The sequence below is a fragment of the Phormidesmis priestleyi ULC007 genome (genome assembly GCF_003003695.1).
Classification (GTDB): Bacteria; Cyanobacteriota; Cyanobacteriia; order Leptolyngbyales; family Leptolyngbyaceae; genus Phormidesmis_A; species Phormidesmis_A priestleyi_A.
In genome coordinates, this window is sequence record NZ_PVWG01000007.1 from 173,718 (window position 1) to 195,167 (window position 21,450).

The window sequence follows — 21,450 nt, forward strand, 5'->3', positions numbered from 1 at the left end:
TTGGAACTAAGTCCCGGTTTGGCTCCGTTACTGGCTTGATCGGTTTCAATCCCTGGAAGGGATTCAGGCTCTTTGGAACGGCAATTGCTAGCTGAATTTGGTGGTAGCGCTGAGTTTCAATCCCTGGAAGGGATTCAGGCTCTTTGGAACTCGCTGCTATAATTCCTACGCTTAAATGATGCGTTTCAATCCCTGGAAGGGATTCAGGCTCTTTGGAACTAAGCGATTAACATCTCATTAGGCTTGTCTATTCTGTTTCAATCCCTGGAAGGGATTCAGGCTCTTTGGAACCGATCGTGCGTCTGTTCGTCCGAAAGGTGGATAGGTTTCAATCCCTGGAAGGGATTCAGGCTCTTTGGAACCCCCAATTCGCTCGATTCGTTCCGCAAAGCCGTAAGTTTCAATCCCTGGAAGGGATTCAGGCTCTTTGGAACTTCCTACGGTGTGGGGTGGGTTGATTTTGAGCTAGTTTCAATCCCTGGAAGGGATTCAGGCTCTTTGGAACTGAAGATGCCTGTTTACAAGCATTTTCAAGCTTTGTTTCAATCCCTGGAAGGGATTCAGGCTCTTTGGAACCTAACGCCGCCTGCATTTCTAGCAGCGATTGAATCGGGGTTGTTTCAATCCCTGGAAGGGATTCAGGCTCTTTGGAACTTTAAGAGCTTGTTGGGCTGAAAGCACTGTCTCAGTGTTTCAATCCCTGGAAGGGATTCAGGCTCTTTGGAACCCGCACCTCTCGCAAGGCTGCGAAGTCGAGGTTTGTTTCAATCCCTGGAAGGGATTCAGGCTCTTTGGAACGTCTGCTTTTGCTAAAGAGAAGCTTCCCCCAACGCTGACATAGTTTCAATCCCTGGAAGGGATTCAGGCTCTTTGGAACGAGCTAATCGGCACTAAGTTTCAAGGCAAATTATTAGTTTCAATCCCTGGAAGGGATTCAGGCTCTTTGGAACGCTGCCATCAGCCAATATTCCCGTAGCCGATGGTCGTTTCAATCCCTGGAAGGGATTCAGGCTCTTTGGAACCATTGGTCTTGAGGCGAGAAGTGGGGCAATCTGGGTTTCAATCCCTGGAAGGGATTCAGGCTCTTTGGAACCCACTGCCCACAAACGGATCGGCGATCGTTTGGGCGTGTTTCAATCCCTGGAAGGGATTCAGGCTCTTTGGAACCTAAAGACGCGGGGATTCTTGAAGAGTCCAGAATCTGGTTTCAATCCCTGGAAGGGATTCAGGCTCTTTGGAACGACAGCGATGCTGAGATTTTAATTAAGATCACTCAGTTTCAATCCCTGGAAGGGATTCAGGCTCTTTGGAACAAACGAGCGATAACGCCCTACTCCCTTGAATCGCGGCTTGCCTGTTTCAATCCCTGGAAGGGATTCAGGCTCTTTGGAACCTTCGACGGTGAGATCCATGCCCGATCGCGCGTTTAAGTTTCAATCCCTGGAAGGGATTCAGGCTCTTTGGAACCTTGAATAGCCAAGCCAATTGGCAAACTCAAGACTAGTTTCAATCCCTGGAAGGGATTCAGGCTCTTTGGAACCGATCGCGGCGCTGGTGGCTACATCGCTATCGCTGTTTCAATCCCTGGAAGGGATTCAGGCTCTTTGGAACGCTACTCGCACTGAACTTGAGAAACTACAGCAGGAAATTGTTTCAATCCCTGGAAGGGATTCAGGCTCTTTGGAACCTCTAGCTCTAAAAGCCAAGAGCGATCTACCGACGTTTCAATCCCTGGAAGGGATTCAGGCTCTTTGGAACGCAGGTCAATGATTTTTTCAAATCGTCACCGCTTACGCCGTTTCAATCCCTGGAAGGGATTCAGGCTCTTTGGAACCAGCCACAACGACCCAAATCAAGGTGAACTTTAACGTTTCAATCCCTGGAAGGGATTCAGGCTCTTTGGAACACAAGAAAAAATTGATTCGTGTCCTCTCTGTTTTTCGTTTCAATCCCTGGAAGGGATTCAGGCTCTTTGGAACTCTCGCCAGTCCCCTCTCGCTGTTTTCCTTGGCTCGGTTTCAATCCCTGGAAGGGATTCAGGCTCTTTGGAACGGACTGTCGCTACCACGTTCAAGAATCCCCGCGTCTTTAGTTTCAATCCCTGGAAGGGATTCAGGCTCTTTGGAACCTCCATCTTGGGCGTGTACTCAATAATCATGTGGTTTCAATCCCTGGAAGGGATTCAGGCTCTTTGGAACCGAGCAAAAAAGAAGCGATCGCTCTGATTTATTCTGTTTCAATCCCTGGAAGGGATTCAGGCTCTTTGGAACATCAGAAGATCGCAAGAGTGCATCAGCGCATTTCGGTTTCAATCCCTGGAAGGGATTCAGGCTCTTTGGAACGATCGGGATCATTGTGGATGATGCGTTTAGCTCAGAAGTTTCAATCCCTGGAAGGGATTCAGGCTCTTTGGAACCTCTGCGAACTACTTTCATTGCACTCGCTTGGATGTGGCTTTAGTTTCAATCCCTGGAAGGGATTCAGGCTCTTTGGAACCTCTTCCCAATCAGATAAAATGCTTCGCATTTATGTTTCAATCCCTGGAAGGGATTCAGGCTCTTTGGAACCTCGTCTTGCCTTCAAGATGGCAAACCGTGTCATGTTTCAATCCCTGGAAGGGATTCAGGCTCTTTGGAACGTTGTTTGGCTAACTTGCGTTGCAGCCTCCTGTTTCAATCCCTGGAAGGGATTCAGGCTCTTTGGAACCGCGGGAGGCTGTAACCCTGATTAAATTTAGTTTTCCAGGTGCAGTTGCGCGAACCATTGAAATTATACCATCGTAAACTCTGACGTGCGAACAAACTAACACCAACCCTTTGATCGAAACCTATATCTACACTGCACTTGAGAGACTGCGCGGATCGACTCACCACCACAAAACCTATCTAACCTTTACACAGCAGGCACCTCAGCCCCAAAAATAGCCTACCTGCCCTCAACACCTACCCCTCCGCGCATCAAACAAAGAAAATCGACTCATCACGCACCTGCACCCCACCAATCCGCTCGACCTTCGCCTGACAACAAGCGCAGAGAAAATAGAATCGCACACTATCTTGCTCAGGCTTAATCATCTTACTCAACCTAGCTCTTAGCTTCGCATACTCAACATCTGTTAGGTTGCACTCAAACAAACTAAACTGCATCCACTGTCCATAAGACTTCAAAGCCTTGTGAATCTTCGTGCGGCGCTTATCTTCTGGAATATCGTAAGCAATCAGAACGTGCATGATCTGGGTTCATAAATAGAGCAACCAACTACTTGAGAATGAGCGGCGGATATTGCTCTGTCTCACCCATCAGATATTTCCCCAGCAATCGCGCTTGAATTTCAAACGCTTCCTGATAACTACACTTTCGCCCCATCACCGGATGCTTAAACTCCGACTGCTTCTTCTGCTCATAGGCCCGTAGAAACGATCGCCGCCCCTCATCTGACAGCGACACCGCCCCACTCAATGGCTCGGTTGTAAAATCGTCTGGCGTTAAGACTCGGCGATTGATCACCGACAACACCATCGCATCCACCACGATCGGGCGAAACTCCTCCATCAAATCGAGTGCCAGCGACGGTCGCCCATAGCGTTCGACGTGCAAATATCCCAGATAAGGATCAAAGCCCACAATATTCACCGCACTCTGCACATCGTTTGCCAGCAATGAATAGCCAAAACTCAGCAGCGCATTCACAGGGTCGGTCGGGGGACGGCGATTTCTAGTCTCAAAACAAAACTCTTTCACCCGAATCAGTTGAGCAAAACTGCCAAAATAAGCCGCACTCCCGGCTCCTTCCAATCCTCGTAGAGAATCGATTTTTTCGGTATTGTTGATTGGCGCGATCGTTTGTTCTAGCCGAGCGATCGCCGCTTGCAAATTCAACTCCACAGTTTCTCGTTGAGCGCGCAGCAAAGTATTGCGATAGTTCTTTAGCTTGCCCCGAATAAATCCTCGCACCACATGCACCGCTTGCGCCGATTCTCCACTCGCTTTCCACTGAGCCGATCGCACAAAAATATTCTTCGTCAACGGCGGCTCCAATCGCCCCAGATAGCGACCCGTGCCCGTCAAAAAACTGAGTGGGATTTTGCGCTCCAACAGTTCGATCATCGCTGCTGGAGAAATGGTAGCTCGACCCAACACCACCACACCATCGACTTTGATCATCGGCACATCTAGCAGCGTTTTCTTTTGCGCCTTCACCTGCAATCGCTCATCTGTTTTACCAATGAACGCATCATCTTGAGTAATGTAGACTGTTCCCATTATTTTAAGTTGTATTTAGATAACCTATGCTTCCTGATATCGATTCACTTTAACGACTGCTTTCGGTAAACATTGCCGTTGCAAACTACATCCCTCACAGCGTTTTGTGTAAATAGCAGCAGGCATTGCTCCAGTGATTAAAAGAGTTCTGACTAATTGGATTGTCTCGATCGTCGCCGCCCTCAACTCTGCTGAAATCTCTACTAATTGCCGCTGATGAGACTGAGCATAGTAGATATAGCCTTGGGTGACAGGCTTTCCGGTCATATCTTCTAAACACAATGCTTGGGCACAGACTTGCAGTTCATCATTGTCAAATTCACCGCGATGGCTGCGCTTATATTCGATCGGAACCCACTGCCCATTTGTCTCTTCAACCAGATCAGCTTTACCGATTAATCCATAGCGATCGGACTTCAACCAAATCGCCCTCACTTGCCAAACCTCCTCGCGGTGCCCGTCGCCCAAGGTATGAACTCGCTCGTGCAGATGAGTGCCCTCGATCGTATATTGGTTTTCAGCAAACTCACCCGCGCAAAACATCCGCCAACAGCGATGAGGACAATAGCTATATTGGTTGAGAGCTGCGATCGTCACATACTCAATGTTTTCCACGTACCCTCCTAATCATGCCCATGCCCATTGGGGTTTTGCGTCCAATCCCGCTATAGAGTGCAAAATCTGCCAGCGTATTGATTTGCTTAATTACGGTTGGATCAGCGTCTCCTAGAATGCGAAAGTTAATCGCTCCCACACATCCAATAAACTTGCTGCGGCTGTCAGCTACAATCTCAGTGCGAATATCAAAGAAACTAGGAAAAATACACTCTACCAACGATTCAGGAAACATCAAGCCACTGTGCTGATTCCAACGCCGCAACAAACTGTTAAACACTAAATCTCTGGTTGGTAAAGCAGAGTCAAACTGCATCTGTCGAAAAGCAGTTGGGGTGCAAAACGCAAAATCAAGCTGACGATCGTTCTCCGATGCCTGCTCATAGAGTTGGGCATAGGTCGCAAAATTTGCCCAAGGCTGCGTACTTTGTGGCGTTCCTAAAATGCTAGTAATCGATAGGTCTGCGGAACCTAGATGCCAGGGCTGACTAGGGTTGAGATTTAGCCAAAGCTGAGTCAGCCGTGAGAACAAACGATCGTCTAAGAGCGAAATTCTCCACCAGCAGGGCGTTCCGGCAGCGATCGCTTGTGGATGTTCCCATTGCAGATGTCCTCGCTGAGAGCGGGTTTGCAAAGGACTGAGGGTAAACGCTTTGTCAGTGGTCTGGGCATGGAGATGATTGCCCAGTTCTTGATCCACCGAACTGACCAACGTCAGAAATAGGGCATGGAGATGTTTGCCTGTGAGATAACCAGATGAAATGGGCGATCGCGGAACAAGGTTAAGAACTAAACTATGCGGCATTGCTATTTAAATCGATAGTGCATCTGAGCCGGAATTTTAAGCTTACTTTCCTCGAAACTGTAGTATTTCCCTTGAATCCGAACATTGCGGATTAAGCTCACTGGAGGCATATTCACGGTGTCGTAGCTGAGAACTTGATGGGTAAACATCACATCCAGCGGGTTGAGTGGATAAGGAAAGGTGAAATCGCCCTGCGATCGCTTTGGTAGCAACTCCTCCACCCTCACTTCTGCCTTACTCATCCATTTACCCAACCGAATCCATTTAGGAAGTGTGAGCGGTTTGTCAGACAGAATGAAACACTCAAACTGACTCTCAGGCGCAATCTCCTTGGCTCTGCCAAAACTCGGAATGTTCTTCTGAGTTTTTTCCATCTCAACGTGGTAGTTATTGTTGGCATACTTCCAAGTGTTGAGAACAGCAGCGTGATTGAGCGATCGGGCAGGCGTGACATAGATTCCCTGCTGGTTGAGCGGCGTTAAATGCTCTGCATATTTAGGAATTTGCTCTGGGCAGAAGTAGCGATAGGAATGCTCTTCGGCAACTGTTGTCGAGTAGCGATCACTATCGACTAAACCCAGTGCATAACAAAGGGCATAGTTGTGCAAAATGGGTTCGGTTTCATAGAGTCGCCCGATTTCACGAGTCGCGTAGTAGAGATTATCGTGAAGCTCGATCGTGCAGCGATAAATCGACACCATTCAAATCACCCCGCTTTTGCTGCTGTTTTTTTCTTGCTGATGTGCTTGCTGGCGTAGGCTTTTGCTTCTTTGTCTGCCTGTTGCAGAATTTTTTGAATGCCTGCTTCGCTGCCTGTGAGTGACTTCACTTCATCCAACAAAGGTGTGAACAAGTCACCGATTAGATCAGTGTGAACGATGAATTCTTCAGCGAGTAAGTGGGTAATTGCTGCATTGGCTGCGGTCATTACATCATCCTCATCGAGTGGGTCGGGCGAGTGGAGTGTTCCGGCAGCACTCATACGATCGAAGATGGCTTGAGTCCAGCGCAGGTTACTAATGATCTCACCATCTGCAAACACAACGCCAACTATCTCGTTGCGAACTCGTCCCGTTCGAGTCGTCTGAGCGCCATAGTGACGAGTTCTCAAAATGTTGTTAAACACATAGAGGAAGCTTGCTTCAGTTGGATCTTTTAAGGTAACAATGCTCGGAAAAAATACCTGAGGACGAATATGGTCTTGTTGATTAATGCGACTGGTGACTTCTCCCGGCTTAGACCCTGCTTCGCCCTTGGATGCCATTGTGCCATTTTCGTAGGGCGCATTCAGCGTAAACGTTTCGTGCGACTGATCAAATGGGGTAATCGAAAATGCAGTGTCAACCACTACTTTAGATTTTTCGGAACCAGAGTCGCCGATCGCAAAACCGTAGATGATGCAGTCTGGATTGTCCATGCCAAACTCGACGTTATATTCGCACTCTTTAGGTTCGACCAACCCATAGGTTCGCAGCAGTTCTCGACCGACTAATCGTTCGGGTGTAGACTGCTTGCGTTTAAACATTGAGAGACGGCTGACTGGCGTTTTATCGATAATTCCGGCTCTGACTCGGGCTTTGTTGAGTTCCCCGTCTGTTTGAAAGAGCGGGTAAGATTCGGTGACGCGAATCGTCAAAAAGTGAACATATTTTCCCATTGGCTTGTAGGGGATTTCGGTGTGAAAAAACTTTGCGTCGATCGCTTTTAGCAATGCCATGATGAACTCTCCCAATAATTAGTTTTCAGTTTCAGATTCTTCAATCACTTCGCCTTTTGCCTTAAGGTCGCGATTGTCGTTGTCTTGCTCTAAGCGATAAAGCAATTCGCAAGTGTCACGAATCAGATTGAGTTGTCTGCCGGATAATCGAGCGCGATCGCCTGCGAATGCTTGCTCAAATACGTCCTCCACAAAATAGCGGGCAAACTCTAAAATTGCTTGGCGTTCTGCTTCGCGATCTCTGATTTGGGTAAACCCTTCAGCCCGTGAATTGCGAACGCGATCCATCAGCTTGAAGATTTCAGCCGCAACAACCATGACTAAAACTTCACCCTGAAAGACGCTAGTGTCGGCTTTGAGCAATACCTCAGCCGCAACGTCGATCGGCTTGAGTACAGCATTTGCTTTGGGGTTGTAGCGTTGCTTCGCTCGATAGAACTTGCGATAAAGTTCCGTCAGTTTTTGAGGATGATTCAAAGGAGATTCTCCATTCACAATGAGCATTTCTTGATTGGCATCAAATTTGACATAGGGGTCAAAACAGGGGTAGAAGTGGTGGGTATAGAGCCTGATTTTCTGGGGGCTAGGTGTGTCACTCGATTGCTTTTTCGCCCATTTAACGAGGTAAGAAAAAACATATAGCGGACTCGTATCTAAGTCTTTCGCTAACTCCGTCAGTCTGCCCCAGTTTGCATCGTAGCCACCTTTTCCCTGTTTGGCATTCACATCTAAATGAATGGCATAGGCAGCCGTCAATGTGTTCAACGGAGCCGATCGCTGAACGCCATCCGCCGTTTTCCAACCTTCTAAAATGTGATCGAGTCGAAACCGATCGTTGCCCAGCAACATCCGAAAGGCTTGTGGCGCACTGTCGAGAAACACGCTTTCTTCAAACTCTGCCCCATCGTTAAAGGGCGGAATTGGCGATTCTGAAACCACGGTTTTGACATCCAAAATCATCGGGAACGCCAACGCTAACCACGCAGGCATCACCCAAGATTCGGTATCGGTGGGGTCTTTGCCCGGTGGCAGTGCCATGAAATAGAACGTCAAAGGTTTGTCATCGGGGTAAGCCAGTTTGAAGGTGCGATCGCGCTTGAATTCTGGATCGGTTTCATCTAGATTCTTTTTGCGATCCAGGTCTTCATCAATTAAGAATGCATCAACAGTCTGATAGCGATCGCGCTCAAAATTAGCATCGAGATCTTTGCTGATGAAGTGGTTACGAATGCTCGTATCAAAACGAGTTTGAGCAATGCCACTATAGGCTTTCTGCAAAAATCGATTTGTCTCAGGGGTAAAGTAGTAGGTCGGATAGAAGTAGAGATAGCGATATTTCCCATCTTCAAAGCGTTTGCCCACTGTTTGAGTTTGATTCATTAAGATTTGCCGTAGCATCATCTCAATGCCAGAAATGCTAGAGATATTGCGTTTTGCATTGGAACCGCCTAGCGTTTGCTTGTTTGTATACACTTGCGGCGTAAATAGCACTGCTGATTCCATTTGTTCTGTGACGGTGTAAGCCGAGTGAGAGATCGAGCAAATTAGTTGCCGTCCGCGTCCTGATTTTTTAGCATTGTTGTAGTTAGAAAGTTCTTTGAGAAAGATATCAGCGTGTTTAGCGATCGATTGTTCTAGCGTTGCGCTAGGGAGCATGATGACGCGATCGCACCATTCACGCAAATCATTCCAGCCATCCGGCAATTGATAGGCATCTGCGATCGGACGTGTGAATGCTGCAATTTGAGTAATCACCTTCTCGCAAGTCTTACGGACACTTTCAATCCCTGGATGATGTTCCAGATACTTTGCTGCCAAGTAATACCATTCGTAAGGAACACCGCCCGTATTGCCTTTTAGTTTGAGTTCTCTGAGCGATTCGTTGATTCGCTCGATCGCCCGAATCTGCGGCAGATATTCAGATAAGTTCCAAAATTCTGCAACCTTTTGTACTAAGTCGATCGCAACAGGGGCAGGCAGCTTTTTGTTCTGTTTACGAGCCGTTTCAATTTTTGCTAACCGTTCTCCCCAAATTTTCCGACTGATCACATCTCCAAATTCGGCAATTTGGTCAATCCGAATATCGTCGCTAAATTTGAAGTCAAAATCGGCGGGCAAGACGTTTTGCTGTTGAAATTTAACTAAGTTCTCGCTGCGGCTGGTTGCGACTGAAGGTTTGCCGACTCTGAGAATTCGCAATGTCGCATCTAGTGCCACTTGCATCAAACCTGGATCGTCAAAAAACAGGTTGTAATAATCCGCATATTTCATGCCTTTGCCATCTCTGCCAAACCCGGTTTGTCGTTGGCGGAGTTGTCCAGAACACAAAGCTTTGATGCTGACAACTACGCGATCGCTCAAGCCCGATCGTTCAACTTTTGGCGCATCTTTCTGAGCAATGTAAATCACACCCGTCGGCAAATAAAGCAATGGCTCATAGTAAGTGCGATCGGCTGTATTCAAACTTGTGTGAGCCTCTACCAGTGCATTGTTCAACACATTAGTCAAAACGCCACGATTTTCAGAAATGCTGTGATAAGTGAAATGGAGTTGACCATCGCTAAGATTGTGCAACAGATCATTTAAGCGGGTGTTGTCAGCATCGTAGGGATGCTTAACGATCGACGCTAATGAGTCGGCAAGACACGTCAGATCAGACAAGCTTCTCAAGACGCGATCTTTAAGAGTTGGGTTAAGTCCAAATTCTGAGAAGTTCCAGTTTGTATCCCATCGCCGTTGAGCGTTGTATGCCATACACAGCAAATCATCGACATACGCTTTATAGGTAGTTAGATCACTGGAGTCAATAAAGCGATCGAGTCCTAGCTGACGCACTTTTTGATCAATGATTTGTCGATGCGCGTCTAAAGGCAGTTTGCGGCAGTCGTCAGGGGCATCGGGAAACTTCTCAAAATCGTGCAGAATAAACCCAGCAATTACTAATCTCCGCTCACGATCGCGCACGACTCGTTTGATGGTGGTGTCTAACTTTGCTAATCGCCGCTCGATTAGGTTGGCAGGAAATAAACCATTCAACAAATGGGTATTGAGTGATTGATCTGCTGCATTATCTCGCCTAACTTTGGCTTTGCCTGCGGCTTCATTTTTGCGATCGAGTTCGTCGAAAAACTTGCCGCCCTTTGCCGTGACCCCGATCGCGACTCGCAACAAATTTGGCAACACATACTCCGCAAAGTCTTGCATCACCGCATCATCTGGGTTTTGCGATTGGATGGCTTCTCGTAATAGTTTGAGGGTCAGGAGTTCGCGTTGAGTTGAAGAGAGGGTGCGATCGCTGTCCTCATCAAAGCCAAAATCCCCCTCTAGAAAGTCAAATTCGTCATTCGTTAGATTCGCCATAGTCAATTTCCAAAGAGTCAATATACTGTGTGATTTATCTTGCGTAGGTTGGATAGATTTCTAAAGTTTCTCGAATCGTGGAGAACACTTCATTTGGATTAATGTCCTCATAAAGGTGAACTAAAACATTGCGAAATTTTCCAAATTCTGAAAGAACCAACCCAAGTTCTGGAGTCAACAAGCCATACTGTCCCGCAGCTAAAAAGACTTCTGCATTTTCTTTGGGGTTAACCTTACGAATTCGCTTGAGTAAATATCGATTGATGTCGAGCGATGCTTGAATGATGAGTTCTAGGCTTCTCTCAACGGCAAGCTGCATCTGATAGTTATTGAGATAGTCCTCTAAAGTGACATTCTCAAAATGCTTGAGTGCGTTTAGATTTTTCACCAAACTCTTTAGTTTGCGATTCATTGAAATGGGGTTAATACTGCTCATACACCCCACTTTTGTAGTTCTAGTTCTAGTTCTTCTCGCTCTTCCTGATAAATTTTTTTGAGTTCAGCCGTAGTTTTTAGTGATGTTTGACGAAATGATTCAAACTCTCCAGCAGTCTTTTCATAAATAACCTTACCTTCAGAAGCAATCGTGTGCGCCAGCAAGTCTGAAGCGTTTTTCAGATCAATCCAATCCATCTCATCATCTCCCAAATCGAGAAGTTGCTGAAGTACACTCCAAGATCGGTAGCAATTCCAACCGCCTCCCGGTTCATACTGCTGGCGGAGTTCTTCATCGAACAGCAAGGCAAAATCCCAATCGCTGGATGGGAAATGATCCCCTCTTGCTCTAGAACCAAAAAGAACCAATAGTTTCAGATAAGGGACTTGTTCCAGAATTTGTGGGATAGCTGATTGGATATCGGCGATCGATTGCAGTGACACTTTGTTGTTCTCCTCTCGATGTCAAGAGCGGGATTGATCAGTTTTCAGGAGGGCGAATTCTTACTCTACCCAATTCAGCAGTCACGATCGCACCTGCCCTTAGCTCATCTCCATAGCGAGATAAGATCTGTAAGCAGACTTGAGATTGTTGGCTCGTCATCAAATTCACAAGCCGCAGAATTCCAGCATGAGGAAAGCCACGAACAATCGCCATCTCGCCAAAATCTTTGTCTAGGGTGATGAGGATGCGCTCTTCACGATAAGCGATCGCTAAGATTTCCTCATCACCCGGATCAGCGTCCCATTCACCGACCCAAACTACGTCGTAGTCAGAGCTAGTCAGTGTGCTGCGAACTCCGTGCCAGACACAAGAATCAAGCAGTAGCTTCATCCTTAAGGCTCCAGAACAAGGGTTTCAATGCGCTCATGGCTAACTAGACGACGGGCGTAGATCAGACAGGCTTGAATATCTTCCCGCTCCAACCAAGGATAAGCTGCTAACAGCGTTTCCAAGGTATCTCCAGCGGCAAGCATTCCCAAAATGTGTTCAACGGCAAGACGGCGACCTCTAACAATCGGTTTACCTCCAAAAATCTTAGGGTTAACGGTAATGCGCTCTAAGAGCCTTTGTTCGTTCATCATGAAGGAGTAGCTCCAGTAGTAAACTACCGAAAACTAGCATTCACACATTGCTTTTTACTGGGAACTTAACCAGCCAGCCGCTAACTGAACAAATGGCAGTTGCGTATGGGAGTCGAGATTACCTATGTTTGGACTTAATGCCGCAAGCTAAAAAGAGAACCTTGTTAAAACTTTAAGCAAATAATATCCAGTTGCATGTGTGAAGCAAGTTCCTTGCACCCCTCAAGATGGACACTTCTAGAATAGACTAGCCATAGATCGTTGCTTTGCTGGAAAGCTGATAAGCAAAATCATGGTGTGATAAAGGGATCGTTTCGATGCGATATCCTTCCTCTCTTAAACTGTGAATGACAGCACTAAAGCGATGGGTGACATCGACTAGCTCTTTAGCAGAGTGCGGCTGACCATCTGCGAGGAGCTTTCGGATTTGCTCTTTCTTACTCATGGTGTTATCTCCTTTATCAAAGAATTACGACAGCTTGAATGTAACATTTGGAATTTCAGGAATCAAGGGGTCGCTTAAGTTTAGACTTATTTGACCGTACATGCATCAGACAGTGGCAGCGCGTGGTAGCTTTGAGAAGCGGAGCCTCCTGTTTGTAAAGCTTCAGGAAAACAAAATCCCTTTTAGGAATTGAAATAAATACGTCTGTACTTATTGGCGTAAGCTACCTCTCCGCCCAATCCACCTGAATCCCTTACAGGGATCGAAACTAGGCGAAATATGGATCGCCTCCTTTACTTTTGAACTGATACGCCAACGTATCTAGCAGTAGCGCACTCTGCCCAAATGCGATCGAGTAGGGTGCTACTGCATCATGGAAGCTGTAGTTGTCGCTAATCGGGTAAATCTGAAAGTGCATCGGCAATCGCAGCCTCTGCCTTACCTCGCTTATTGGACGATGCAAAACATAGCTGACCAATGCCCGATCGCGCAATTTGCGATTAATCTCCCCAGCCCAGCGGTTATCGGGTTGCCAAATTTCAACGCCTTTCAACACCTGCACCTTCCAGCCATCTGCGATCGTCTCTAAGCTACCCGAAACGTGAAATTTCCAGTTCAGCCGCTCTTCTCGGTAGGCTTTGAGTTTCATGAAGGCGAGACAGTGGGCGAATTTACCTTTGGGAATGGGTTGTCCAGTGCGTTTGGCGGTGTCATCAAGCGATCGCAAGAAAGCCTCTTTTGTCCACAGTTCAATCTCTAAATTTCCTAAAATTCCTGGCAGATCATAGGTCTTGTAGCGGTCTGCCTCGTGCAGTTCTGTCTCGTCGTACAGACCACACTGCAACGGGCTAGAACCCCGAAAGCTACAGGCATCTTCGGCGATCGGGTTCCCTGTTTTCTGCCCCGAAAGCTGCTGCCAGTCTTTTGCCCAACCGCTCACTCGTCCCGCAACTCTCGATAAACTTGTCTCAAAAACCGTCTCACACGCGGTCTGAAACTGCTCTCGACTGCCAGCATATTGTTGCCGAATCGTTTGATGATTTAAGTCCATATATAGCTTGAAGGACTGTACCGCACCCCACTGTTTGTAGTAGCCTCGGAAGTCATTGATTTGACGATATTTCTCGTTAATGACAGTGTTGAAAGAGAGACGATCGCGGCTTTCTCCATCGACTAAAGGCGGCTCTTCGCTCAAGAACAACCGCTCAACTAAAAAGTTTGGCACCAATGCATAAGCCGTAAATTGATCAAACTCGAAAGTTTGTCCGTTACGCTCATAGCCGTCGTGTCGTCCCAGTCGCCCTAGACGTTGAATAAAGTTTCCCGCGTCTGACGATTCAAAAATTAGAAAGTTGATTTTGAAATCGACCCCAACGTCGATCGTGCTAGTTCCTAAAACCAGATCAGCCATTAGCGATCGCTCTCGCTCACTTTTGCCTGACAGTCCTGTATTTTCACTCACGACTAAACCTTGAGAATGCAGCAGCGCCTGAAAAAATGGCGTTAGTCGCTTGACGGCTGCAATAGAATTGAGAATGATTGCACCTTTACTGTGAGGATGCTGCTGAAATTGTTGGAGAATCAGATTTGCATTGTCTTTAAGCCAAGATTCGGATGCTTTGGCAACAGGTTCTAATGAGACAAAATTAAGGGCGATCGCTCTCGCAACTTGCCGCCAGTTTTGAGTCTTGAGCTGCTGTTGTTGCTCTAATGTTTCTGGAAACTGATATTTGTTTTGCTCGATCGGGCTAACAGTCCGGCAGCGAAATCCAGCTTTTTCTAGTCGCCCCATCAACTGGATGTCTGGCGTTGCTGATAAGAATAGAAATTTTTTGCGGCGATTGGTCGATCGGATCAGCAACATTGTATTGATCACACTCGCAACTTGCGGAGCGGCATAAACGTGAAATTCATCAAAAATAAACAAGTCAAAGTCTTTGTCGATGCGTCCCCAAAGCTTGTCAGGACTATCGCCTTTGTTGCCTTTGATGATGTATGCGCCCCGGTGTAAAAAGTGAAAAATATCTGGGTTTGTGAGCAATATTTCTGATTGACTGGTTCGCGTCGCGATCGCTGCCCCTTTACTGATGTCCTCATTTTCGGCGTAGGTTTCTAACTCTGCCCCACTCAAGCGCGTTACTCGTGGATTATTCGGCGGTTGAAAGTCTGCAATATACTGACGAGTTTGCGTTTCCTGGTCGCGGGCAAGCTCGTTTGTGGGGTAAAGCGCGATCGCGTTGCACTCTCCCTGAAACACTTCTAAAAATGCGGCGAGACTCTTACCATCTCCCGTCATAGCGCTGTTAAACACTACATCAACCGCCGCGTCACGCAAGGCTTCTAGCGTTGCAGCCTGATGCCAGGAAAGCACCCAACCCTCCGGCAAATTTACCCCTTGTGGAGTCTGAACAGTCTGAGAATAAACAGGCTTTAGCGGAGTCGTGTAGACGATCATCGGGTTTGAGTGTACGTGACGGGTTGCAATAAGACTATGATGACAGGCATAATAAGGATTGTCCAGTACAAAGTGGACGTACACTTTTGGGGTTCTTATGGGTCGTCGAGGACAGTCCGTTACACTGTCAATTTCAGAACAGGATAAGGCGCAGCTAGAGCAGATTGCTCAAGAACAAGGGATGATGTGGGGCGATCGTCCCAATATCTCTCGTTTAGTCGAAGCGATCGCGCGCCGCGAACTGCTGATCGGTCGTAACAATGACTGGTCAGACGTACGCATTCGAGAATTGAACCAAGCGATTCGAGTGCTACATGACACAGGATATACACAAATCGCCGAGACGATCGCTCATCTCTTACTTGAACGCGGTGAACTGTCTGACCCATTGCGAAGGGACATTGTTCACTATTTAGAAACTCCATTAATTCCTTGGCGACAAGAGATCGATCGCTACATTCTGCAACAGCAGCCTTTCCAACTTTCTTACCGAGATGCTGCCGATCGTCCTTGGGTGTTCACCATTCGTTACGCCAAAATCACACCTCACGAACAGCGCCAATATCTAGACTGTTGGTGTGAGCAAACAGCAGGTAATCAGGATATTCCAGAACTGGCGCATAATTGGTGTTTGAGGCTCGATCGCATTCCAGAAGCAGTAATCATCCCGATCGAGGGTGAATGGCACCCCAACTTAGATGCTGTTGAAGTAGAAATAAATTTCTATCGAAGGTTGGCATTTGCCTACCAAGCTAAACCAGAAGATATCTCCAATGAATGGTTGGCTAATACCTCAGAAGTGCGGCGAGTTTTGCGGCGAGTGACTTCTACGTTCTGGTTTTTTCGAGAGGTTTTTCGATATGGCGAAGATTGCGAGGTGATTGCTCCGAGTGCGTTGCGCGATCGCATTTGGCAGAAAGTGCAAGCTTTGACAGACCTCTATAATGCTCCGATTTAATCCAAATGTTGTACAAAAAGTGTAGGGGCATGGCATGCCGTGCCCCGTCGGATTAAACAATCAGTCGCAATTGCTTCCGAAATTGGTATTAGTACGATCGGGTAGTTTCAGTCATTCAAGAAAGTCCAGTTCTCAGCCGGATAAAGTCTAACTTGTTTGTAAGGACTCAGCCGCGATCGGAGTCCATTCGTATGAAAGCTGCCGGGTTTATCTAACCGCTCGTAGGTATGTGCGCCAAAATAATCGCGCTGTGCTTGAGTGAGATTTTGGGGAGCGCGATCGACGAGTTGAATGGTTACAGTTAGCGGTTGTTCTTGTGAGTCTTTGCAGCGTTCTAGCGGTAATTCATCAAACGAGTAATCTGGGTAATGCTGCATTACCCACCATTTTGACGGGAGCCACTTTAGCGATCGCCCAGGCGGCTGGCGAAACGGCACCGCTCATTTTCACCACGCTGTTTTCACAGTTTTGGTCAAGAGGATTGTTCGACCCGACCCCAACGCTTGCCGTTCTGATTTACAACTTTGCAACTGTTCCATTTCAGAATCAGCAAGACATTGCTTGGGCAGCGTCTCTGGTTTTGGTGCTGTTTGTCTTGGCGACTAGCATTCTCGCTCACTGGGCGGCGCGCAAAAGTCTTTATAACCACTAACTTTGAACTTGGGATCAATATATTATGGTTTCTCAAAATCAGACCGATCGCCAGAAAAATAAATCTCAACAGCCTCAGCAAAATGATCAAGCCGAAGCCGTTTTGCGAACCGAAAATCTTAAAGTTCTCTACGTGAGCGGACATTTTGGTTAGTAGTAGCAGACTAGTAGGGGTAGTGCCCCCGTGCCTACCCCTGACGGAGAACTTACTTGAGCGGAATAAACGGAAAGAATGTTTTAATAAATCTTCTTAGACGCAAAAGTCCGATCGTTTTCCTCACTTTGGGTGAAAGTTGAGGCTGAACGGGTTGACCTTGTTGAATTTCAGATTGCAATTCAGCATATTCAGCAGCCGTTAGGGGTTTACCATCAATCGGCGATCGAGCGTCAGTGATAATTTCCGATCGCAACACCTCTTCAGGCGGGTCATCAGCCGGAGGAAGCGAAAGGGCAACCAACGGGTAGAAGGGCGAAGAGAGCAAGAGAAGGCTGAGAACTTGCACCGATTTCGTCATAGACAGCCCTGAGTTGCGACTTCTCTACTATACCGTTCAGTCTTGCTCCAATCCTGGTGGAAACGGCTCTCTACAAGTTTGATGGACTTCGATCAGGCGATCGAATAACCACGAATAATTCTTCCGATAGCTCGGAATTCGCGCAAGTGGACTGAGTAACGCTGCCGCCGCAATGTCTGCCACACTCAAGCGATCGCCTACTAAATAAGACTGATCTTGCCAGCGCCATCTCAATGCCTCTAAGCCAGTAGCTAACCGTTTTTCTGCTAGCTCAACACTAGCGAGATTGATGCGATATTGCCGCTTTACCGCTTGGATCACCATCTGACTCATCAGCGATGGATCGAGTGATTTGCCCTCCCCAGATCGAAACTGATAATAGACAAATCGAGACGCAATGCCGAGACTTTCATCGAGCCAATCTTCCAGCATCCAGGCAGACGATCGCGCTTCTAAATCAGTCGGAACGAGTGGAGGATCAGGACAATAGCTTTCTAGAAAGTGAAAAATTTGAGTCGAGTCAGCGATCGCCACAGGTTGCCCTTCAATCTGCGGCAGCAACACAGGCAGCGTGGTTAATCCTCCCGTGAGCGGCTTGATTTTGAGAGTGTGCAGTCCGGGAGTTAGATTTTCGACTTGATAAGAAATTTGCTTATAGCCCAGTGCTAATCGAGCTTTGCGACAATAGTGAGACGTGCTGAATTGCAGAAGCAGCATAGGATGAAAACGCTAACGTGTGACTTTCCCGAAACGCTATTTTAAACGATATCAATTTGATTGGTGAATGCGACAGATCCGCATCAGGGCAAGGCACGACATGTCCATACAAAAAGCGTAGGGGCATGGCATGCCGTGCCTCGTCGGAATGAACAATCAGTCGCAATTGCTTCCGAAATTGGGTTTTCAAATTCGAGCGATCGGCGATCGAGCAGTTTTTTTGCATAACTTCTCAAGTTCAGCAGTATAGATCAACAGAGGTCAACAACCCCTAGATGTTCTATCACTACCCCTGGAGAAATCGACCATGTTGCGCTCTATTGACAACCCATTCATCGCTAGTCTACTACAGCCAATCTCTCACAGACTGGAAGCAATCGAGATTCACAATGCTGAAATGGCCCGCTTCTTTTGCCGAATCATTCCATCGCAATGCCCCTTTGAGCGAGATGTTCGATGGTTTGGTCGGACGCTGTTTCACATTCCACCCCTGTGTAAGTTAAATCCTTTTTATCAGCAGTTAATGGAACTGCGATTTAAAGCGCTTTGCTATCTCGCTGATCAGTGTGGAGAAGATATTGCCATCTACTGTCAGTAAAGAAGCGCGTTATCCTTTTTTACGGCACCGTCACCGACGCAAGAATTTCGCTAAGGTCATAGAGATATTTGCGATCGCTTGCCCTGATTTTATGACTGATCAACTCTCTTCTGATTTGTCCTTCCCGACTTATGCTGACATCGAAGCCGCTGCAAAACGGTTGTCAGGCAAGGCCCACCGCACGCCAGTTTTGACCTCCACCACGGTCAACCAGCGCACCAAAAGTCAGGTTTTCTTTAAATGCGAAAACTTCCAGCGCACGGGTTCTTTTAAGTTTCGGGGAGCCTTTAACGCCCTTTCGCAACTGTCTACTGATCAAAAAAAGCGAGGGGTTGTGGCATTTTCTTCGGGCAATCACGCTCAAGCATTGGCCCGATCGGGCCAGCTTCTCAATATCCCGGTGACGATCGTTATGCCCAACGATGCCCCGGCGGTTAAACAAGCTGCGACCCGTGAGTATGGGGCAGAAATTATCTTCTACGATCGTGCCACCCAAAAGCGCGAGGAAGTTACCCAACAAATTGCCGAGCAGCGATCGTTGACGCTAATTCCTCCCTTTGACTATGCGCCTGTGATTGCCGGACAAGGCACCACCGCTAAAGAACTGATCGAAGAAGTGGGGCCGTTAGATCTTCTACTCGTTTGCTGCGGAGGCGGCGGATTGTTGTCGGGATGCGCGATCGCGACCGATACCTTAGCTCCAAACTGTCAAATTGTGGGCGTGGAGCCAAAACGGGCAGACGACGCGATGCGATCGTTTTATAGCAAAACCTTGCAAGTAGTAGAAGATCCGCAGACGATCGCCGATGGTGCCCGGACGAGATCGCTCGGTCAACTCACCTTTCCGCTGATTTTGAACTATGTGGATGATATGGTAACGGTTTCTGATGCGGCTCTCTCGCGGACAATGTTCTTCTTATGGGAACGTCTCAAGATTGTCGTAGAACCTACTGGAGCGTTAGCGGCAGCGGCGTTGCTAGAAGGCATTATCTCTTTGCCCAATGCTCGAATTGGTGTGATCATCAGTGGCGGCAACGTAGACCTTAAAGAAGCCAGTAAGCTATTTGCTAAAACTGCCTCTAAACAAAAGACAAGCCATCGCCTGCCTCTCGCGCAAGAACTTAGCTAGGTAGCAAATGCTGAATCTAGGAGAATTGTCGCGATCTAGAGTTTCATGCACACTTTGTAGTGCTTCAAGAACTTGAGATACCGCCTTGGCGCTCGGATAGCATTGCAGATTTTGTTAATCCAACAGCTTGCGAAGCTAAGCTAGAAAAAAGCTTAGGGTGCAAACGTACTATGGAAAAATGTCTGTGATATATTTGTGGTGGGTAGTTGTATCCTCTTAATCAGTGAGAGGGGGTTATCTTGGCACTCAACTCAAAGGGACAGCACGGAGGAACCGATGTCACCATCACAATTACGGTTGATGGCGACGGGATTTCCATTGAGGATTTTTCAGATGTTCAGCGTTGTTTCTCCATAATTTTAGAAGAAATCGACAAGGAAGCTTTTGAATCTGCCAAGCGATCTGTCAGATGGAATATATCAAGTGTTAGTACCGGAAGTGTAAATCTGACTTTTTCTGGTGTTCCAATTAGTTCAAACATTGATTTAAAATCGGTGAGTAACCTAGTTGAAAGTGTTCAATCAGGAATTTCAGTTCTGGCTGAGAAGGCTCAACGCCCTCGTTTTTTCTCTGACCGTGCGTTGAAGCAGCTTGAATCTTTAGCCAAAAAGCTGGACCACGGAATGCAAGTGCTAAAGCTTGGAAGTGAAACTCATGTGGTTAGTATCACCAAGGATATTGCGAGAAATGTAGATGAGATTATAGGGCCAAGATTTGAAAGTTATGGCTCGATTGAAGGATGTCTTGACGGAGCCAACATCCACAAAGATCCATACTTCCATATCTACACTGCTTTGAATGATCGATTGATCAAGTGCAACGTTGATAAAAAGATGACACAAAGGATGCTAGATTGCCTGGGTCAGCGAGTTTATATATATGGCTTAATTCAATCTAGAAATGATGGAGAGCGCGTGAGTATCTTGGTTCAAGAGATTGAAGTTCTTCCAAGTGAAGATGAGTTGCCTACCATTCAAGAAATGATTGGTATTCTTGCAGAGGACAATAATTAATGGCAATTCCTCTGCACTACTGGGATTCTTGCACGTTTCTTGGTTACTTAAAGGCTGAAGCAGATAAAGTTGATGGCTGTGTGTCAGTTTTGAAACATGCCGAGAAGGGTAGCGTTAAGATTGTTACATCATCGCTTTCACTTGTAGAAGTAATTAAGCTCAAGAAGAGAGAACCTATTTCTAGAGAGGACGAAGAAAAGATCAGAAGATTCTTTATGCACAAATGGATTGTTCTTCAAGATGTAGATCGCAAGATTTCTGAATTGGCAAGAGAGCTTGTTTGGGAACATGTACTACGACCCTACGATGCAGTACATGTAGCGACTGCAATTAGAGCCAAAGTAAATCACATAGATACTTTTGACGACGACCTAATCAAACTCTCTGAGAAGTTAGGAGAACCAAAGATTACTATGGGTAAACCCTTTCTCTCTACACAAACAGAGCTAGAATTTCCATCTTAAGTAATTCGTTTTATAGTTCGCTGATAAATCCTGTTTAGCCTGAATACACCTAACAAATCCATTGTCTTGTAAGATTTCTACTGGGGTCATTAACTGTGTTTGGAACTTGGTAATACACCTTGCCCGCTTGCTAGAAATTTTCTTCTGAGATTCGATTCACTGTCTTGATGTTTACAATCTCTTGAAAAATCACGCAATACTTAAGTTAAATCACTCTCAGACTA

23 protein-coding genes and 1 CRISPR repeat array (1 of these 24 cut by a window edge) are annotated in these 21,450 nt (G+C 46.8%); of the genes, 7 read left to right on the forward strand and 16 right to left on the reverse strand.

The window, feature by feature from the left end; genetic code table 11:
* Window positions 1-2,706: a CRISPR direct-repeat array (repeat unit 37 nt; unit sequence GTTTCAATCCCTGGAAGGGATTCAGGCTCTTTGGAAC) (it extends 11,941 nt beyond the left edge of the window).
* 251 nt (window positions 2,707-2,957) lie between these two features.
* The 13 genes from cas2 to cas3 all read right to left on the reverse strand — a co-directional run bounded on the left by cas2 (window position 2,958) and on the right by cas3 (window position 15,181).
* The gene (gene cas2, locus C7B65_RS09080; RefSeq protein WP_073070723.1) at window positions 2,958-3,230 is read right to left on the reverse strand and encodes a CRISPR-associated endonuclease Cas2; all 273 of its coding nucleotides are present in this window, start codon (window positions 3,228-3,230) and stop codon (window positions 2,958-2,960) included.
* 28 nt (window positions 3,231-3,258) lie between these two features.
* The gene (gene cas1d, locus C7B65_RS09085; protein ID WP_073070722.1) at window positions 3,259-4,263 is read right to left on the reverse strand and encodes a type I-D CRISPR-associated endonuclease Cas1d; all 1,005 of its coding nucleotides are present in this window, start codon (window positions 4,261-4,263) and stop codon (window positions 3,259-3,261) included.
* Between the two features lie 24 nt (window positions 4,264-4,287).
* Window positions 4,288-4,878 (reverse strand): CRISPR-associated protein Cas4, encoded by a 591-nt coding sequence (gene cas4 / locus C7B65_RS09090; RefSeq protein ID WP_073070721.1) that lies wholly within the window; start codon window positions 4,876-4,878, stop codon window positions 4,288-4,290.
* The gene (cas6, locus tag C7B65_RS09095) at window positions 4,865-5,683 is read right to left on the reverse strand and encodes a CRISPR-associated endoribonuclease Cas6 (protein ID WP_073070720.1); all 819 of its coding nucleotides are present in this window, start codon (window positions 5,681-5,683) and stop codon (window positions 4,865-4,867) included. The genes cas4 and cas6 overlap by 14 nt, the downstream gene beginning before the upstream one ends.
* A 2-nt stretch (window positions 5,684-5,685) precedes the next feature.
* Window positions 5,686-6,384, reverse strand: a complete 699-nt coding sequence (gene cas5d, locus C7B65_RS09100) for a type I-D CRISPR-associated protein Cas5/Csc1 (RefSeq protein WP_073070719.1) — start codon at window positions 6,382-6,384, stop codon at window positions 5,686-5,688.
* Window positions 6,385-6,389: 5 nt separating this feature from the next.
* Complete coding sequence (gene cas7d / locus C7B65_RS09105; protein WP_073070718.1) at window positions 6,390-7,400, reverse strand: type I-D CRISPR-associated protein Cas7/Csc2; 1,011 nt, start codon at window positions 7,398-7,400, stop codon at window positions 6,390-6,392.
* Between the two features lie 18 nt (window positions 7,401-7,418).
* Window positions 7,419-10,760 (reverse strand): type I-D CRISPR-associated protein Cas10d/Csc3, encoded by a 3,342-nt coding sequence (gene cas10d, locus C7B65_RS09110; RefSeq protein WP_073070717.1) that lies wholly within the window; start codon window positions 10,758-10,760, stop codon window positions 7,419-7,421.
* A gap of 34 nt (window positions 10,761-10,794) precedes the next feature.
* Window positions 10,795-11,172 (reverse strand): type VII toxin-antitoxin system HepT family RNase toxin, encoded by a 378-nt coding sequence (hepT, locus tag C7B65_RS09115; RefSeq protein WP_073070950.1) that lies wholly within the window; start codon window positions 11,170-11,172, stop codon window positions 10,795-10,797.
* 20 nt (window positions 11,173-11,192) lie between these two features.
* Window positions 11,193-11,639, reverse strand: coding sequence for a type VII toxin-antitoxin system MntA family adenylyltransferase antitoxin (mntA, locus tag C7B65_RS09120; protein WP_083582816.1), 447 nt, complete (start codon window positions 11,637-11,639; stop codon window positions 11,193-11,195).
* A 37-nt stretch (window positions 11,640-11,676) separates the two neighbouring features.
* Window positions 11,677-12,030 (reverse strand): DUF5615 family PIN-like protein, encoded by a 354-nt coding sequence (locus C7B65_RS09125; RefSeq protein ID WP_181314374.1) that lies wholly within the window; start codon window positions 12,028-12,030, stop codon window positions 11,677-11,679.
* A gap of 2 nt (window positions 12,031-12,032) precedes the next feature.
* Window positions 12,033-12,281, reverse strand: coding sequence for a DUF433 domain-containing protein (locus C7B65_RS09130; protein ID WP_223257341.1), 249 nt, complete (start codon window positions 12,279-12,281; stop codon window positions 12,033-12,035).
* 247 nt (window positions 12,282-12,528) lie between these two features.
* Window positions 12,529-12,726, reverse strand: coding sequence for a hypothetical protein (locus C7B65_RS09135; RefSeq protein WP_073070715.1), 198 nt, complete (start codon window positions 12,724-12,726; stop codon window positions 12,529-12,531).
* 268 nt (window positions 12,727-12,994) lie between these two features.
* A complete protein-coding gene (cas3, locus tag C7B65_RS09140) occupies window positions 12,995-15,181 on the reverse strand; it encodes a type I-D CRISPR-associated helicase Cas3' (RefSeq protein ID WP_073070714.1) in 2,187 nt (728 codons plus the stop codon).
* Between the two features lie 97 nt (window positions 15,182-15,278).
* Between cas3 and C7B65_RS09145 the strand changes: the two genes are divergently transcribed.
* Window positions 15,279-16,139 (forward strand): helix-turn-helix transcriptional regulator, encoded by an 861-nt coding sequence (locus C7B65_RS09145; RefSeq protein WP_073070713.1) that lies wholly within the window; start codon window positions 15,279-15,281, stop codon window positions 16,137-16,139.
* Window positions 16,140-16,246: 107 nt separating this feature from the next.
* On the opposite strand, the gene C7B65_RS29575 is transcribed toward C7B65_RS09145, so the two are convergent.
* Complete coding sequence (locus C7B65_RS29575) at window positions 16,247-16,516, reverse strand: hypothetical protein (protein ID WP_425320462.1); 270 nt, start codon at window positions 16,514-16,516, stop codon at window positions 16,247-16,249.
* Window positions 16,517-16,527: 11 nt separating this feature from the next.
* On the opposite strand from C7B65_RS29575, the gene C7B65_RS09155 reads away from it, so the two are divergent.
* Window positions 16,528-16,791, forward strand: coding sequence for an ABC transporter permease family protein (locus C7B65_RS09155; RefSeq protein WP_219898453.1), 264 nt, complete (start codon window positions 16,528-16,530; stop codon window positions 16,789-16,791).
* A gap of 24 nt (window positions 16,792-16,815) precedes the next feature.
* Window positions 16,816-16,944 (forward strand): hypothetical protein, encoded by a 129-nt coding sequence (locus tag C7B65_RS29225; RefSeq protein WP_262983531.1) that lies wholly within the window; start codon window positions 16,816-16,818, stop codon window positions 16,942-16,944.
* A 52-nt stretch (window positions 16,945-16,996) separates the two neighbouring features.
* On the opposite strand, the gene C7B65_RS09160 is transcribed toward C7B65_RS29225, so the two are convergent.
* Both C7B65_RS09160 and C7B65_RS09165 read right to left on the reverse strand, forming a co-directional pair.
* Window positions 16,997-17,305 (reverse strand): hypothetical protein, encoded by a 309-nt coding sequence (locus tag C7B65_RS09160; protein ID WP_073070712.1) that lies wholly within the window; start codon window positions 17,303-17,305, stop codon window positions 16,997-16,999.
* A gap of 36 nt (window positions 17,306-17,341) precedes the next feature.
* Window positions 17,342-18,022 carry a glutathione S-transferase family protein gene (locus C7B65_RS09165; RefSeq protein ID WP_073070711.1) on the reverse strand — a complete coding sequence of 227 codons (681 nt, stop codon included), beginning with the start codon at window positions 18,020-18,022 and terminating at the stop codon, window positions 17,342-17,344.
* A 307-nt stretch (window positions 18,023-18,329) separates the two neighbouring features.
* On the opposite strand from C7B65_RS09165, the gene C7B65_RS09170 reads away from it, so the two are divergent.
* From C7B65_RS09170 to C7B65_RS09185, 4 genes are all read left to right on the forward strand, one after another.
* Window positions 18,330-18,620: a Mo-dependent nitrogenase C-terminal domain-containing protein gene (locus C7B65_RS09170; protein WP_073070710.1), complete on the forward strand. Its 291-nt coding sequence runs from the start codon at window positions 18,330-18,332 to the stop codon at window positions 18,618-18,620.
* Between the two features lie 91 nt (window positions 18,621-18,711).
* Window positions 18,712-19,749, forward strand: coding sequence for a threo-3-hydroxy-L-aspartate ammonia-lyase (locus C7B65_RS09175; protein WP_073070709.1), 1,038 nt, complete (start codon window positions 18,712-18,714; stop codon window positions 19,747-19,749).
* A gap of 239 nt (window positions 19,750-19,988) precedes the next feature.
* Window positions 19,989-20,762: a hypothetical protein gene (locus tag C7B65_RS09180; RefSeq protein WP_073070708.1), complete on the forward strand. Its 774-nt coding sequence runs from the start codon at window positions 19,989-19,991 to the stop codon at window positions 20,760-20,762.
* A complete protein-coding gene (locus C7B65_RS09185; protein WP_073070707.1) occupies window positions 20,762-21,226 on the forward strand; it encodes a type II toxin-antitoxin system VapC family toxin in 465 nt (154 codons plus the stop codon). Before C7B65_RS09180 ends, C7B65_RS09185 begins: the two co-directional genes overlap by 1 nt.
* The last annotated feature ends 224 nt before the right edge of the window (window positions 21,227-21,450 follow it).